15 protein-coding genes are annotated in these 14,694 nt (G+C 29.3%); 11 read left to right on the top strand and 4 right to left on the bottom strand.

The window, feature by feature from the left end:
- The first annotated feature begins 109 nt into the window (after nucleotides 1-109).
- Complete coding sequence (locus tag AC4FRF_RS16950) at nucleotides 110-253, top strand: hypothetical protein (protein ID WP_491161391.1); 144 nt, start codon at nucleotides 110-112, stop codon at nucleotides 251-253.
- Nucleotides 254-284: 31 nt separating this feature from the next.
- Here the strand turns inward: AC4FRF_RS16950 and AC4FRF_RS16945 are convergent, their stop codons facing one another.
- Nucleotides 285-1,193, bottom strand: coding sequence for a hypothetical protein (locus AC4FRF_RS16945; RefSeq protein WP_491161389.1), 909 nt, complete (start codon nucleotides 1,191-1,193; stop codon nucleotides 285-287).
- A gap of 341 nt (nucleotides 1,194-1,534) precedes the next feature.
- Between AC4FRF_RS16945 and AC4FRF_RS16940 the strand changes: the two genes are divergently transcribed.
- The 10 genes from AC4FRF_RS16940 to AC4FRF_RS16895 all read left to right on the top strand — a co-directional run bounded on the left by AC4FRF_RS16940 (nucleotide 1,535) and on the right by AC4FRF_RS16895 (nucleotide 11,162).
- Complete coding sequence (locus AC4FRF_RS16940) at nucleotides 1,535-1,690, top strand: hypothetical protein (protein ID WP_491161387.1); 156 nt, start codon at nucleotides 1,535-1,537, stop codon at nucleotides 1,688-1,690.
- A gap of 104 nt (nucleotides 1,691-1,794) precedes the next feature.
- The gene (locus AC4FRF_RS16935) at nucleotides 1,795-3,465 is read left to right on the top strand and encodes a tetratricopeptide repeat-containing sensor histidine kinase (protein WP_491161385.1); all 1,671 of its coding nucleotides are present in this window, start codon (nucleotides 1,795-1,797) and stop codon (nucleotides 3,463-3,465) included.
- A gap of 11 nt (nucleotides 3,466-3,476) precedes the next feature.
- Nucleotides 3,477-4,145 (top strand): response regulator, encoded by a 669-nt coding sequence (locus AC4FRF_RS16930; protein WP_491161383.1) that lies wholly within the window; start codon nucleotides 3,477-3,479, stop codon nucleotides 4,143-4,145.
- A 97-nt stretch (nucleotides 4,146-4,242) separates the two neighbouring features.
- Entirely contained in the window at nucleotides 4,243-4,449 is a 207-nt protein-coding gene (locus tag AC4FRF_RS16925) for a hypothetical protein (protein ID WP_491161381.1), read from the top strand.
- A gap of 663 nt (nucleotides 4,450-5,112) precedes the next feature.
- A complete protein-coding gene (locus tag AC4FRF_RS16920) occupies nucleotides 5,113-6,333 on the top strand; it encodes a DUF4407 domain-containing protein (RefSeq protein ID WP_491161380.1) in 1,221 nt (406 codons plus the stop codon).
- Nucleotides 6,317-7,825, top strand: a complete 1,509-nt coding sequence (locus AC4FRF_RS16915; protein WP_491161378.1) for a DUF4407 domain-containing protein — start codon at nucleotides 6,317-6,319, stop codon at nucleotides 7,823-7,825. Before AC4FRF_RS16920 ends, AC4FRF_RS16915 begins: the two co-directional genes overlap by 17 nt.
- Nucleotides 7,826-7,836: 11 nt before the next feature.
- Nucleotides 7,837-9,579 carry a hypothetical protein gene (locus AC4FRF_RS16910; RefSeq protein WP_491161376.1) on the top strand — a complete coding sequence of 581 codons (1,743 nt, stop codon included), beginning with the start codon at nucleotides 7,837-7,839 and terminating at the stop codon, nucleotides 9,577-9,579.
- Nucleotide 9,580: 1 nt separating this feature from the next.
- Nucleotides 9,581-10,090, top strand: coding sequence for a hypothetical protein (locus AC4FRF_RS16905; protein WP_491161374.1), 510 nt, complete (start codon nucleotides 9,581-9,583; stop codon nucleotides 10,088-10,090).
- A 39-nt stretch (nucleotides 10,091-10,129) separates the two neighbouring features.
- A complete protein-coding gene (locus AC4FRF_RS16900) occupies nucleotides 10,130-10,345 on the top strand; it encodes a hypothetical protein (RefSeq protein WP_491161371.1) in 216 nt (71 codons plus the stop codon).
- 16 nt (nucleotides 10,346-10,361) lie between these two features.
- Nucleotides 10,362-11,162 carry an endonuclease/exonuclease/phosphatase family protein gene (locus AC4FRF_RS16895; RefSeq protein WP_491161370.1) on the top strand — a complete coding sequence of 267 codons (801 nt, stop codon included), beginning with the start codon at nucleotides 10,362-10,364 and terminating at the stop codon, nucleotides 11,160-11,162.
- 160 nt (nucleotides 11,163-11,322) lie between these two features.
- On the opposite strand, the gene AC4FRF_RS16890 is transcribed toward AC4FRF_RS16895, so the two are convergent.
- The 3 genes from AC4FRF_RS16890 to AC4FRF_RS16880 form a co-directional block, all read right to left on the bottom strand.
- Nucleotides 11,323-12,006: an Abi family protein gene (locus AC4FRF_RS16890; protein WP_491161368.1), complete on the bottom strand. Its 684-nt coding sequence runs from the start codon at nucleotides 12,004-12,006 to the stop codon at nucleotides 11,323-11,325.
- Nucleotides 12,007-12,218: 212 nt separating this feature from the next.
- Complete coding sequence (locus AC4FRF_RS16885) at nucleotides 12,219-12,695, bottom strand: hypothetical protein (RefSeq protein WP_491161366.1); 477 nt, start codon at nucleotides 12,693-12,695, stop codon at nucleotides 12,219-12,221.
- A 612-nt stretch (nucleotides 12,696-13,307) separates the two neighbouring features.
- Nucleotides 13,308-14,591 (bottom strand): Shedu immune nuclease family protein, encoded by a 1,284-nt coding sequence (locus AC4FRF_RS16880; protein ID WP_491161364.1) that lies wholly within the window; start codon nucleotides 14,589-14,591, stop codon nucleotides 13,308-13,310.
- Between the last annotated feature and the right edge of the window lie 103 nt (nucleotides 14,592-14,694).

Genomic DNA, 14,694 nt, shown 5'->3' with positions numbered 1-14,694 from the left:
AAAATACAATTATTCGCTTGTTTTTATTGTTTTTTAGAGGTACTCATGATGTGCTACGCAGTTTTGAAAGCAATTCACAACTATTGATGTGCTAAAACCTGTGTGTTTTTTGTTGGGAATCATAAGTGAAAATACAATTATTCGCTTGTTTTTATTGTTTTTTAGAGGTACTCATGATGTGCTACGCAGTTTTGAAAGCAATTCACAACGACAAAATGCAACAGAATCCAACCGAATCCGTTGGGAATCATAAGTAAAAACAAGGTTTTTAGTATAGCTAAAGTTCAATCCATTTTCTCTTTTTTTATATATTTTTTAATAATATAAGGCGTTATAGGTTTTAAAGCGTGGTAATTCTCAGGATGCCTACCATGAGTATTAAAAAAGTCGATACCCTCTTTTGTTTTAGCATACCAGACTAAAGCCTCTCCATTTTTAAAGAAAACAGTGGTGTCAGAAACTTTAATTTTTTTGAGGTTTAATGCCTCTTCATCCAAAAGTTCTATACCATTAGATGTTTTAAAACCCTGAAAATCGGTATCACAACTCACCACTTCATAATGATCATAAGACCATTGCATGCATTGTTTCTTGGGGAAAAGAAAATAACTTATTGTAAACCCTAAAACTAAAAAACTAATTAGTACAATTATCAATTTTGAATGCCTAAAAAATGACTGACCAAAACTTCTTTTAAAATTTAAAAAAAGTATTGGAGCTTTACTTACATCTCTTTTAAACTTATTCTCATTTGGGGTTTCGCTGCTATTCAAAACTACAGATTTATCAGCATTATTTTCTTTAATTACATGAACTTTACTTATCAGATCACTCCCTTTTGCCCTAAATTTAGTAAATGGTCTAGGTTGAAAATCAACCAAAATAGCTGCCAATTCAATAATATCATCCGTAGGTGATTCTGTTTCCCCTCTAAAAAAAGCCCCAATAGGCTTAAAACGATCTGTCTTTGTTTTAAAAAGATTTTTATTCGCTACGTCAAAAGCGAATCCAAAAAAAGCAGTAAAAACAATATGATCACTTTGATTGGCATTGTTTTCAAATTTCTGCCAACATAATTTTCTAAGATTGGCTTGTGAAGGTTGTACTAAATAAAGATAGTTGTCTCCATTTTTTTCCAACTCATATTTTTCTTTAATCGCTTTTTTATAATTACTAATAGTATTGTTTGACATAGGCATTTAGGATTTATTAGGAATTCATAGGAAAGTTTAGGAAAAGCAGGAATTCCAGGAATTCCTTAGCAATACAGGCTTATAATCGTTTTTACTTTGCAGAAGAAATTAGTTATTGTTTTGATCTGCAGCTTGAAACAAATGTACAAAACTAGTTCAATAAAAAGTGTGGAAAACCTTAAGGTAATGTTTATTCGGGAAGTATAAACAAAATCTTAAAGTTCCAAGCACTTTACTTCCCAAAATCACATGGTATTGCCTTTACAATTAATCTGAAAAAGTTTCGGGCAGCAATACCTATTCCTAATTTTTAAAAATCAATTAAGATGAAAAAATTTTTTATGATGGGAGCGTTAACGCTATTGACTACAACTCTTTTTTCTTGTACAGCCGACGAAGATGTTACAACTGACAAGGATACAGAACTTGCTACAACCAAACTAGTTGCTACCAAGGGACCTGGTGATCAACCTATCTATGTTCCACCCCCTAAATAAATAAAAATGGATTAAAAGCTTTAATTTAAAATTAAGTATTATTTTCGGGGAAAGTAACAACTATGCTACGATCCCCGTTTTTTAGTTTATTCATTTTTATTCTCTTGATTTCCTGTCAAGAAAAAATTAAAGAAATCCCTAAAGCTAACAAGGCTAGTAAAGAAGCTTTAGCTTATCAAAAAAAAGCGCTCCATTATTTAGAAACTAATCATTTTAACAAGGCTTTTTACTATTTTAACCAATCAAAAGTTGCAGCGGAAGCAATAAGAGATAGCAACAAAATTGTTTATAATCTAATTCAGATGGCTGCTATACAACAAATAAATGGTGATTATTATGGAAGTAAGGAAACCTTAACTGAAGCTTTACCTTATATCAAGAAAAAAGATCTTTACAGTGCCGCTATCAATAACTATTTTGGTATCGCTAATAAAGAACTTTCGATTTACGACGATGCTATTTATTACTACAAAGAAGCAATAAAAGATTGTAAGGATGAAATAGCAAAAAATGGGCCCTTAAACAATATTGCCGTAGTCTATATCCAGCAAAAAAAGTACAGTAAAGCTATTGAAATTTTAAATACAATAGCTAATAAATCAATACTAAATCAAAACTCCCTCAGAAGTAATAAAGCCCGAATTTTGGACAATTTAGGTTATGCTCATTTTAAAAATGGAAATACCGAAAAAGGCTTACTACTTATGAATGAAGGCTTTGCATTAAGAAATCAAATTGATGATAGTTACGGAATTATTGAAAGTAATTTGCATTTAGCCGAATATTACAAAAAAACAACCCCTAAAAAATCAAATGAGTTTGCTTTTTCGGCATATCAGATAGCTACAAAATTTAATAGTATAGACGAAAGGTTGAGAGCTTTAGCTATATTAATCTCAAATGATCAGAATGTTCAAAACCTACAGCATGCACAAAAATTTATTTTTTTAAATGACAGTATTATTAAAATTCGAAATAATTTTAAAAATAAATTCGCTAAAATTAAATATGATTCTAAAAAAGAGAAAATAGAAAATAAGATTCTCCGATTAGAAAAAGCTCAAAATTCATTGATACTTCAAAAAATAAAATATCAAAGACTCCTTTTCTTCATTGGAACGATTCTTCTCATCATTATACTATTACTGCTTGTGCGCTACTATAGCATAAAAACTAAAACAGAAAGGATCAAAGCCTCCTACGATACCGAAACTCGGATTGCAAAAAAAATCCATGACGAACTAGCTAATGATGTTTTTCATACCATCACTTTTACTCAAACACAGCCTATTGAAAGCGAACAAACAAAAGAAAATTTATTACAGCAATTAGATAACATCTATTTGAGAGTAAGAGGTATTTCAAGAGAAAACAATGAAATTGACACTGGGATAAACTATGCCCAAAATGTAAAAGATACTATAGCGACTTACAATGATAGCTCTAGAAATGTAATCGTAAATAATATTGAAAAAGTAAATTGGTCACTAATTGATGATACCAAAAAAGTAACTCTTTATCGAGTTTTACAAGAATTGATGGTTAATATGAAAAAACATAGTCAGGCATCACTAGTAGTAATCAAATTTGATGTTTCTAATCCCAAATTTTTAGAAATTAGCTATGTAGATAACGGAAAAGGATGCGTAGCAACAGAAATTATAAAAAATGGTCTTCAAAATATGGAAAACCGTATTACAACTATAAACGGAACTATTATTTTTGACACAGCACCAGACAAAGGTTTTAAAGTAAAAATAACGCTACCCAGCTAATCTAGTATATCATGTTTAAAAAAGTAATTGTTGTTGAAGATTTTGATAGTATTAACCTAGGTATTGCCCAAGCTTTACAAGATCTAAATATCAGCAATTTTGATCATTCAAAATATTGTGATGATGCATTTTTAAAAATTAGAAAAGCCATTCTTGACAACGAACCATATGATTTACTTATCACTGATTTATCTTTTAAAAAAGATCATAGAGAAGTAACTATAGAAAATGGAGATCACTTAATAGAAAAAATTAGACTGCTACAACCCGATATAAAAATCATAGCTTATTCTGTTGAAGAAAAAATTTACCGTATTAAATCTCTTTTTCAGGACTCGGATATAAATGCCTATATCTTAAAAGGAAGAAATAGTATCGAAGAACTCAAAAAAGCAATACAGATTGTAAATACATCAGATAATAAATATATCTCACCAGAAATTGCTTTTGTCCTAAAAGAAAAAAACAATTACGAAATTGACGATTTTGATATTTTAATTCTCAAACATCTTTCAACAGGTGTCCCACAAGATGAAATAGGGAGAATTTTTAAAGATTTATCTATTAAACCCAATAGCAAAAGTACTCTTGAAAAAAGAATTTCTAGACTAAAAGATTTTTTTAAAGCAAATAACTCTACCCATTTGATTGCTATTGCCAAAGATATGGGCGTCATATAATTTTTTTATGAATTATGGTTTACCGTAAAATATTGGTTTGCAGCGGTTTTATATTTGAATACTCATTTAAAGAGTAATCATTAAAACCAAATAAATCATGAAAAATTATTATGTAAACCAAAATGCACAAGCTAATGGAGATCACGAAGTTCATACAGAAGATTGTCGCTATTTACCAAGTATTAACAACAGAAAGTATCTAGGAGTATTTTCTACATGCAAAGCGGCAGTTACTGAAGCAAAAAAAACTTATACCCAATCGAATGGCTGCAAAACCTGCAGTAACGAATGTCATACAAGCTAAGTTTTTATGAGTTTTAGATTTCAAATAAATTTATGAAGTCTACCAGTTTTAATTATCAATAAATCAAGTATATTGCAATACTTTATAACTAGTATTGCAATATACTTTCACATTTAATTAACCAAATAAATCTATTATATTGTTTTCAAACTGCATAATTAATTTTGCAAAAGAATTAAATTTCCTAGTGGTTATAATCGCTCGTTTTTTTATTGTTTTATTTAAAAGAAACAAAAAAATTGAATTACTACGTTTAGATTACGATGTAAATAACCTTTTTAATAATAGTTTTATCATTGTTGATTACAAATTTAATAATACAATATGCTACCGATTTGATGGGCGTAAAACTTTAGAAAAACAAATCAAGATATTTAATCTTGAAAATATAAACAATGAAATAGAATTAGTTGTTTATGGATTCTTTAGAAAAAAAATCTACAATCTTAAATTCAAACCTCAATTAACTATCAATACAGAAAATTTCAAAACAAGTTTTTCAAATCTTACTTTGGAATTGTTTGATCAAAACATACCTAAACTAACAAAATCTATTAAAATAATTAATACTAATAATACATCCATTATTAGACACAATATTAATATAACAACGAATAATCGCTTAAACATCACACATAAAAACTTTAATCAAAACGAATTTATATGAAAAGAGACTACTATGAATTACCAGAATCAAGCTCATTAATGCGGTTTTTATGGAAATGTGCAGGTGGCGACAGGTATCTATTAGAAAGAGCAACCTATTCTGATCAAATAAAATACATGTGTTTAGGAGGAATTGTATTTGCTACAGGAGCACTAGCAGGAATCGCAGGAGGATATGCTTTCTATACCATATTTGAGCCTAGAGGTTCAGCAATTGACAATCCTATCGATACTTCTACTATTTGTAAAGCAATCATTTTTGGAATCATTTGGGGATTAATGATTTTTAACATTGACCGTTTTATAGTAACTAGTACAGGAAAAGGTGATGGTACAGAAGCAATTACGATAGGCGAATTAAAAAGTGCTCTACCAAGAATTATTATGGGAATGATCATAGCGCTGACTATCTCTAAACCTGTAGAAATTAGAATGTTTAAAACCGAAATTGACATCAAGCTCCGTGAAAAACAAATAGAACAACAAGCAATTTATATAGAAAAAATTAACACCAATTTTAATGAAGAGATTAAAAACAAAGATAAAGAACTCAAGATATTTGATGATGATTTAAATTCAAAAATCAAAAGACATTCGGAATTACAAAATCAATATATTGAAGAAGCTAGAATTGTTACAGTTGGTCCCAGAGCATTGGCAGTAAAAGCCCAAATGGATATTGTAGGAAACGAAATAAATTCCATCAAAACAAATCCAGAATATGTAAGAATAAATGCTGAAAAAACAGAAATTGAAAAAAGAAGAAAAGAAGCCTTAGCTGATACTGAAAATATCGCCAACGGTCTTGACGGTTTATTAGAAAGAATAAAAATTGCGCATGAAGTAGCGGGTGGATGGATATCATTATTTATCACTTTATTGTTCATGGCAATAGAATTAACCCCAATCTTTTTCAAATTGATGCTAACTAAAACAACATATGATTATTTAGCCGAAAATAGGGATGAGTTAATCAAAGCTGAATATGGTATTGAAGTTAAATATGATTACTATAAAGATAAGCAAGGTGTAGAAAAACATTTAGTTGTTAACCACGAAGCTGAAAGGTTAATCTTTGAAAAAATTCAAGTTTCTGAAATTCAAAAAGAACTGACTAAATATGCCGTCCAAGCATACAAAGAAAGAGAGCGCAAGAATATAGATGAAAACCTCGATCAATATATTAATACGATAAACTCTAATGAACAAAGCAGTTAATGAGTTACGTCTTTTTCTATTTACTTGTTCTGGTGAAGATAACTTTATACTAAAAAAATGCAGCAGTAAAATCCAAAAAAGATTTGCACTGATTGGTTCTTTTGTATTAATAATTTTTACTGGTTGTTTTTTTAGTGCTACCTTTTTCACCTATTCATTATTTGAAGGTGCTAAATGGGTAAGTATTCCTATTGGATTAATGTGGGGAGCTGTTATTTCAAACCTTTACTTATTATTATTACATACCATTTCACCTGAAATTATCCCTTTATCATCAAAGAAAAAAAAACAGTATAGAAATTCAACAAATATCTTTTCTGTTTTTACTTTTTCTATGTGCTTAAGGCTTGTCTTTATGATATTGCTAGCCATAATAATTGCACAACCTTTAAATGTTTTTATATGCTCAAATAGTGTTCAAAATAGTATTGAAAAACATAAAATTATTGAACGCGTGAAACTCTTTACCATATCAAATAAAGAGTTAATAAAACAAGAACTAATTAATCAAAAAGAGTTTAATAAAAAAACGGTTTACCAAATTAATGAGCAACTTGAACCTCTTGCACAAAATCAAATTGTTTTAATAAATAACAAAATAAACGGTGATGAGAAATTTATAGAATTATCTTCAAAACTGATTGCTAAGATTGACATAGTAGACCAAAATCTTGTGTTATCACAAAAAGAAACCCAAAAAAGAATAAAGCTTTTGGCACAGTTAGAAAATTTATTAAACAATGAATTAGCTTCTGACGCTAATTTCATTTCCGATTTTGAATCTACTTCTATAAATGGGAGTTTACAAAAAGAATATGAGAAATACCGAAATAATTTAATTCAATTAGTCACTGAAAAAACGGAGAATTATAATGAATTAAATGTTTTATTAAATAAAAGTAATTTCTATGTCAAAACCATACAATTATTACTTTTTGAAAATCCAGCATCATGGTTCATCACATTGTTAGTATGTCTTGCTTTTTTATTACCTATATATTTCAAATACAATACCAGGAAATTATCATCAAAATTGTTTAATAAAAACAATAATGAAGAAATTATTAAACTAAGAGAAGAACTTATTAACACCAAACATTATGAGTGGTTAGAAAATAAAATCAAATCAATAGATATCAACCGTATAAATACCTCTGATTATTATTTTCAGCGAATGCTAATTGAACACCGAATAATTCTTGAAGAATACGACAAAACCAAAATCAAATTCTCTGAGATAATGACTTCAAAAATTATAAGAAATAATAACCAATCTTTAGAACGTTTAACTCCATTATTAGATAAACTAAAAAAAATTAATAAACGAAAATACGATTATTTATGGACGCAGATTTCAGAGGAATACAAAGACGAAATATTACATAAATATGAGTACTGGGTAGATGCTCCATTTAGAACAAAAAGACATCATACAACAGCTATTAAAAATAACGAACAAAGTTTATTGGATTATCTATACAAACAAGAATAACTGCTTATCCTATGCCTGAAATTATTGAAAAAATAATAAATATAGAAACTTTCATAGGAGAGGATGGTTACAAGTACCATAAACTCACTAAAGAAATAGCTACTCCTAGAAAGACCTATTTAAAAGGAACAATTACAGGAAAGTATAGAGGTAGTAAGATACCCGATGAATCTGATTTATTTGATTTTGAAATCTATGAAGCACAAGTATTCTGTAATTCAAGAGAAAATTTTAGAAAAAACATAGCTTTTGTTTTCCCAAAGGATTTTATAAACTTAGAAAATTTAAATAAGGTAAAAGGAATAGTTTTTCCAAAGGAAAAACTACCTCAAACATTACCTGTAGCAATTGTGGCAAATGAAAAATCATTTGGGGTAAATGTTTTAGAACCGCAATTATTTGAATTTGATATCGTTCGTAAATATCATCAGACAGATGGTGATGAAGTTTTCGGAACATTTAATGCCTTTATCACTGGATACATACTAGACTATGAAAAGGAAATTGTTGAGGAAATTGTGGGACCAATAATTGAAGAAAACACACCAAAAAGTCCAACCGAGAAACATCCAGAAAGACCTTTAGCATGTGAGCCCTCTAATATTAAAACGGGACAAACACAAACAAAAGGAAACTATACAAGAACCGAATATTTCTGCAAAAATCATAACGATAAAATCTGGGGAAATTGGCAATATGACAAAAGTAATACAAGTTCTAACCAAGGATGCTTTTCAACAATAATTGGAATAATTGCTCTTGTTTTAGGAATCATATTTTTAATTTCGATACTTCCAGGTTTACTCTATTTTATTGGCTTCTTTATCGTTATTTTCTTAATTAGTATTTTAGAACCATTTTTAAAATGGATTTTTAGAATTATTGGAATATTTCTTTTAATCGGCTTTATAGCATCATTAAACAATGCATTCAATCAAGGATCTAGAAGTTACACCCCTACCCCTATAGTTGTCGATAAACCAAGAGAAGTTATTGAAGAAAGAACACCAATCATTGATGATACAAGAGACCAAACAAATAAAAAACCCACAGAAATAAAAGACTCCTTAATCACACGTTACAGAATCTGGCAAGATTATGAAGGCAAAAAATATGAAGGTAAATACCAACTGTTATTAAGTGATTTCAAAAAAGCACACTATTACAAAACACATTTAGAATTTTCTCAAGACAATATCAACAGTTATGATAAAATCATTTATAGCCTAAAAGAAAATGATAAAAATAAGCTAAATGGATTGTATAAATTATTTGATAGTATTAACAAATCAAATCATCTTTCTAAAATTAAATTTGCCGAAATGATTGTCTCATTTGTTCAAGATATACCGTATGCTATAATACTTGATAATGGATGTGACGCAAGTTTATACAACGATACATTTACAAGACAATATCTGCTATCTCCCAATGCTTCTTGTGATAGCTATCAAAGATTTGGGATTAATACACCTATCGAATTTTTAGCTAGTCTAAAAGGAGATTGTGACTCTAGAACACTATTATTATATACTATATTCGCACATTACAAATATGATGTAGCTGTTTTAAGCAGTGAGTTTTATGGACACTCCATTTTAGGAATTAATCTTCCTATAAATGGAACCGCTTATGTATACAACAATCAACGTTATGTGATGTGGGAAACTACTGCACCAAATTGCAAACCCGGACTAATTTCCAATCAAATTTCAAACACAAACAACTGGAGAATCTCCTTAAAATCAAAATAACATGGACAAACAAAGTTTATTTTTTACAAGCTTAGTGGCAATTGTATCTATTTCATTAATGGTAATGGTAATCCAATTTTTAGCAAAAAAATTAAAAGTAAAGGCGGAACTAGACGGAAAATCAAAACTTTCCTTTTCTATTTGGTTTGGTTCATTACTCATTTCTTTTATTCTCTTTTTAAAAGGAGCTTTAGATTTTGTTGAAAATGCAATCGAATTATTAATAGCAGATAAAAACATCGACAATACCTTTATTGCGGTAATGGAGAAAATTGCAATTTTCATTGGATTTACATTTTTATCGACCTTCTTAGCATATTATATAGTCAATATAATATTTAAATTCTCTTTTGAAAATCGTACAGACAGTATTGAAATGGAGAAAGACAATTTGGGATTTTTCATAACCAAAGGTCTAGTATTAATAGCATTGGTGTTTTCGTTATTGACTGTCTTTGAACACTTTTTACAATGGTTTACACCAGTGATAAACACACCATTTTATCATTAAACCAATTTAGTATTATAAATTTCATAAAACAAAACATCAATGATCAAAAAGATATTCATTATATTAATTCTAATCCTTTCAGCTGCTATAACACCTTACGAATCAAAAGTATATATTTGTGGCCCTGCAGGAGCAAAAAAATACCATTATTCAAATTCTTGTAGAGGTTTAAGCAATTGTAAACACCAGATATATGAAGTAACAAAAAGCAAAGCAGTTTCATTAAAATTAACTCTTTGTGGTTGGGAAGATTAACTAACAGATAAGATCATTGAAAAAAAATATAATAGTATTATTTCTACTAAGTCACGCATTGTTCGCACAAACCAAGATTTTATCCTGGAACATTGAAAACTTTGGTAAATCAAAAACAAATCAAGAGATATCATTTATTGCCACAATAATTAGAGATTATGATATTGTTGCTATTCAGGAAGTTGTAGCTGGTGTTGGCGGAATTCAAGCAATAGCTAGACTTGCAGATGAACTCAACCGAAAAGGAGATAAATGGAATTATGCAGTGAGTGAAGCAACAAGTAGTAGTGCTTATAAAACAGAACGATATGCCTTTATTTGGAAAACAGCTAGGGTTCAAATAATTGGTTGTCCTTGGCTCGAACAAAAGTACAAATTGGAAATAGACAGAGAGCCTTTTTACGCTACATTTGAGTATAAACAGCAACAATTTACTTTAGTAAACTTTCACGCCATTACGAAATCCAAACAACCTGAAACGGAAATTAAATATTTCAAGTTTTTACCTTTAGAATATACCAGCTTAAATTTACTTTTTGTTGGTGATTTTAATTGTCCGCAATCACATACCGTTTTTAACCCTTTGAAAAAAATGGGGTATCAATCGCTGCTAATTGGTCAAAAAACATCCCTAAAAAAAGCCTGTTCAAGCGACAGTTGTCTAGCCTCTGAATTTGATAATATGTTTTATAATGAATCCAAAATAACTGTCATTAAATCAGGTATCATTCCTTTTTATGAAAAATTGAATTCTTTGCCAGAAGCTAGAACAATTTCTGATCATATACCTATTTGGGCCGAAATAGTTTTGAAATAAAAAAATCCTTCTTTTTATTCCCTACTAATCTATACTAGCCTTGTTATTTAGCTCTTAAATCCTCCCCTCCTATTCATTTTGGCTTAAAAACTTCCTTAATTTTTACTATTACAAACCTATAAACAAAAAAGATGTCCTAAATCTTTTTTATTTGGTTGTATTAAATTTGGTCAATTTCGTTACAAATAGAATGAATATGGTCTATGCCATATAGTAGTGCTGCTTCATCAATTTGCATCCATTGGAATAGTTGAATAATCAGGTTATAATGTTGGCGTGCATAAGTCGTGTCTTTTACGGCTAATCGTGGTTGAAAACATATAGGCTCATGGTGTGCAATTCGGTTTCGGAGTTTATTAATTTGTGCTAACTGTGTTAAAATATAATTGTGGTTGTAGTTGGTTACTAAAGTTGTAGCTGGTAATAATGGGAATACATTTAATAATGTTCTGCCTAAATAAGCAAATTGATAGTTAGAAAACATATATCTCCAAAAACCAAAACCAAGTTCTGCGACTAGCTTATAATGTGTATATCCTAAACCAAGACTTGTGATTGCTTTATTTATAGTTTCTTGAGCCATTTTGGTTTTATTTCTATCCAAAAAACCACCAATAGATACTGCATCTCTTAACCAATCGTTACCGTGAATTGGAGTATAATGTTCGTCTATTCTATTACGCAATGCTACTTCAAAACAACTCAAGACTGTAAACATTTCTTGTGATAGCTTTAGGTTTTTACGATAGAGGGTCATTGCCTTGCGTGAGCTACCGCCACAGGCGGTTTTATAGCGTCCTAATCGTGCAGGAGTGATTACTTTTTCGAATTCAGAATATATCATTTTCAAAAATATTTGTTTTTTATATAAATGTATTGTATATTTGCTACATCTTATTCCCGGTTGTCACTGAAGCAATTCAAACCTCCGGGTTCTGTTTTTTTATAAAGTACCGTTTTTGGTTTTCCCTTTAAATACCCTCATTATATTTTGGTTTTCATTTATTAGGTGCTTCGCAGGCGACGAATTCCTTGGCTGTTAGAAACCGTATCTTTTTATAACATTTCAATAATTTTGTCAGAGATTTGAGATCCAGCTTTTACCAATATATAATTCCTTTCAAACTGATTTTCATCAAGTTCAAATTTCCCGTTATGAGTAATATTATCTCTAATTTGTTGAAGTAAATATAAAACTGCTTTTGATTCATTATACGCAAAGTTGGATGCAGTTCCAATTCCCAAAAGATTTTGTCTTAAGAAATCTGTAGCATTTTTTACATCTGGATTTACTTTAAAATCAAAATTGTTACTTTTAATGTAATCTAATTCAATAATAGATTTAATTGCATTTACAATTTCTGCATTTTGAAGTAAATCGAGTTTGTCGGAAAGTAGCATTACCGTTGCTTTTTTACCAATTTCTTCTTTGCAATATTTCTCTAATGAAGTATAATTTTCTTTTAAATTTGCTCGAAATTTTTCATTTTCACTTCCAATAATTTTTTTTCTGAATTCTAAATATTCTTCCACTTATTATCTTTTTAAGATTTTGCTGAGTCGATATGGTTGCTAACTTATTTATAACCAAAACAAACCTTAGCATATACCCCAAAAATCAGGTACATTGGCGAAAGTCTGTTTCCCTTTATATTATATTCAAATATATTGATTTTTTCTTACAAATCATCCTGAATTGACAAGTTCATAAACAAAAAAAGATGCCACCGCATCTATTTCTTCCTATTCCTCCAACTATCATTTCGTTTATACCCATTCTTATGCTCATAAATCTTCCCTCTCAAATAAAGACCCACAACCCAGACAACTACTAAACCTACTATTTCATACCATTCCATCTCTCAAAAATAGTACAGAACTATTGGAGTGTTAGTATTATTAAAGCAGTTACTCCCGATTTGACAAGTACTAATCCCAAATAGACAAGTATAAAAAAGAGGCACGATAGCCTCTTGAAATTCTTAAAACTCATTTATCGAAAAACCCATAGTTGCGGATCACAGCGGTTCCGTTCAACACGAGTTTAGCTCATTGGTTTATATCCATTTTAGTATTCGTTGATTTTCAATGCATTGTTGGCTCTGCGAACCCAACGAAACTCTAGCTGTTGGCAGTAGTATTTTTTTAGAACGGTAAATCGTCATTTTCAATTTCAAAAGATTGATTTTCCTCTTTTTCGGTTTCAGTTTCTTTATTTATTCCACCTTTACTATCGTTCACAATAAACTTTGCTCTATCTAAAAGTTCATCATAAGTTATTATTTCAATATTTCTTGAATTTCTTCTGTATAATTCAAATGTTTTCCTTTTGATTAAATCTTCTTTTTTATTACCACTAAATTGTTGAGTGTGTCCAATTATTAAAATTGTTTTAGGGTCAATTGTTGTTTGATTAATTGGGTTTCCTTCATTATCAAATTTTTTATTTTGTGAATTTAATTCCCATTCAGCTTTCTGTGTGAGAATTTGTGATATTGCATAAGTAAGGTCTTTTGAAAGCCTCCAAGATTCTGAGCGATTTTTGTCTTTTTCGAATAGTTGAGTATCTGGTCTTTTAAGTTCCACTATTACTGTGAAATTATTGTCAGCTAATAAAAAATCAGATTTGACTTCATTTTTTCCATCTAAATCTATTGAAGATAAAGAAGCTTCTTTTTGGATTATACTTAAAAATTTATAATCTAATCCATATCCAAAAATCCAAGAATTATTTTTGAAAAATGTCTGCCATTCAGGTTCGTCTAGTTTAGAAATTTCTATCAAATTAGATTTAAACTCTTCAAGTCCATCTTTTCTTCCTGAAAGTATATCCAAATCAGATTTTGTTAAGACGTTATTTTTCAAAGTTTCTAATAAATATTCTCTTTCGTTTTCTTTTAAATCTTTAAATTTATTTACTAAATCGCCCAAATTTTTATCAACTAAAACTTTTGTTGGGTCAGGTTTTGTTAGATTTAATAATATTTTATTATTTGGAATATTTTTTCCATCAATAACAAATCTTTCTTTATCACTAAAATCTAGAAATTTCAAATCACTCAAAAATTGCAAAAGTGCAGTGAATTCATTTTGGGTAAAAGAGAAACTTGTTTCGGTAATAGGTTTTAATTGATTCTCTTCGTTTTTTGTAAATCTTTGAAGTGTAAATTCCATAAGATTGTTTTCTTTTCTAGAATATACAGTTGCGCTAACTTGATACTTTCCTGAAAACAAATCTCGCAGAACAATTTCGCCATTTACTTCAACAAATTCGCTAATATTATCTTTTATAAAAACTTTTTTTATAAATCTTTTTTCATTTGTAATTATACTTTTAAATTGAAAATATGGAAATGATTTACTTACATATATTTTTTCGGGATTTCTTTGTGAGAAATAATTAAACTCTTCTTGAATGTTTTTTCTCATTTTCGATTTTTTAATATTACTGCCAACGTTTATGTATAAGAATAGTTGCGGGTTTGCGTGCGATGATTTTCCGCAGGAAAATCAGATGTAGCAAATACGCAAC

Source organism: Flavobacterium sp. ST-158 (assembly GCF_058309975.1).
This window is presented reverse-complemented; position numbering and strand designations above follow the sequence as displayed.

Excerpts from the sequence above, each read along its gene's own strand:
- AC4FRF_RS16945 (WP_491161389.1), bottom strand. The coding sequence starts at position 1,193 with ATGTCAAACAATACTATTAGTAATTATAAAAAAGCGATTAAAGAAAAA.
- AC4FRF_RS16940 (WP_491161387.1), top strand. The coding sequence starts at position 1,535 with ATGATGGGAGCGTTAACGCTATTGACTACAACTCTTTTTTCTTGTACA.
- AC4FRF_RS16930 (WP_491161383.1), top strand. The coding sequence starts at position 3,477 with ATGTTTAAAAAAGTAATTGTTGTTGAAGATTTTGATAGTATTAACCTA.
- AC4FRF_RS16925 (WP_491161381.1), top strand. The coding sequence starts at position 4,243 with ATGAAAAATTATTATGTAAACCAAAATGCACAAGCTAATGGAGATCAC.
- AC4FRF_RS16920 (WP_491161380.1), top strand. The coding sequence starts at position 5,113 with ATGAAAAGAGACTACTATGAATTACCAGAATCAAGCTCATTAATGCGG.
- AC4FRF_RS16915 (WP_491161378.1), top strand. The coding sequence starts at position 6,317 with ATGAACAAAGCAGTTAATGAGTTACGTCTTTTTCTATTTACTTGTTCT.
- AC4FRF_RS16910 (WP_491161376.1), top strand. The coding sequence starts at position 7,837 with ATGCCTGAAATTATTGAAAAAATAATAAATATAGAAACTTTCATAGGA.
- AC4FRF_RS16905 (WP_491161374.1), top strand. The coding sequence starts at position 9,581 with ATGGACAAACAAAGTTTATTTTTTACAAGCTTAGTGGCAATTGTATCT.
- AC4FRF_RS16900 (WP_491161371.1), top strand. The coding sequence starts at position 10,130 with ATGATCAAAAAGATATTCATTATATTAATTCTAATCCTTTCAGCTGCT.
- AC4FRF_RS16890 (WP_491161368.1), bottom strand. The coding sequence starts at position 12,006 with ATGATATATTCTGAATTCGAAAAAGTAATCACTCCTGCACGATTAGGA.
- AC4FRF_RS16880 (WP_491161364.1), bottom strand. The coding sequence starts at position 14,591 with ATGAGAAAAAACATTCAAGAAGAGTTTAATTATTTCTCACAAAGAAAT.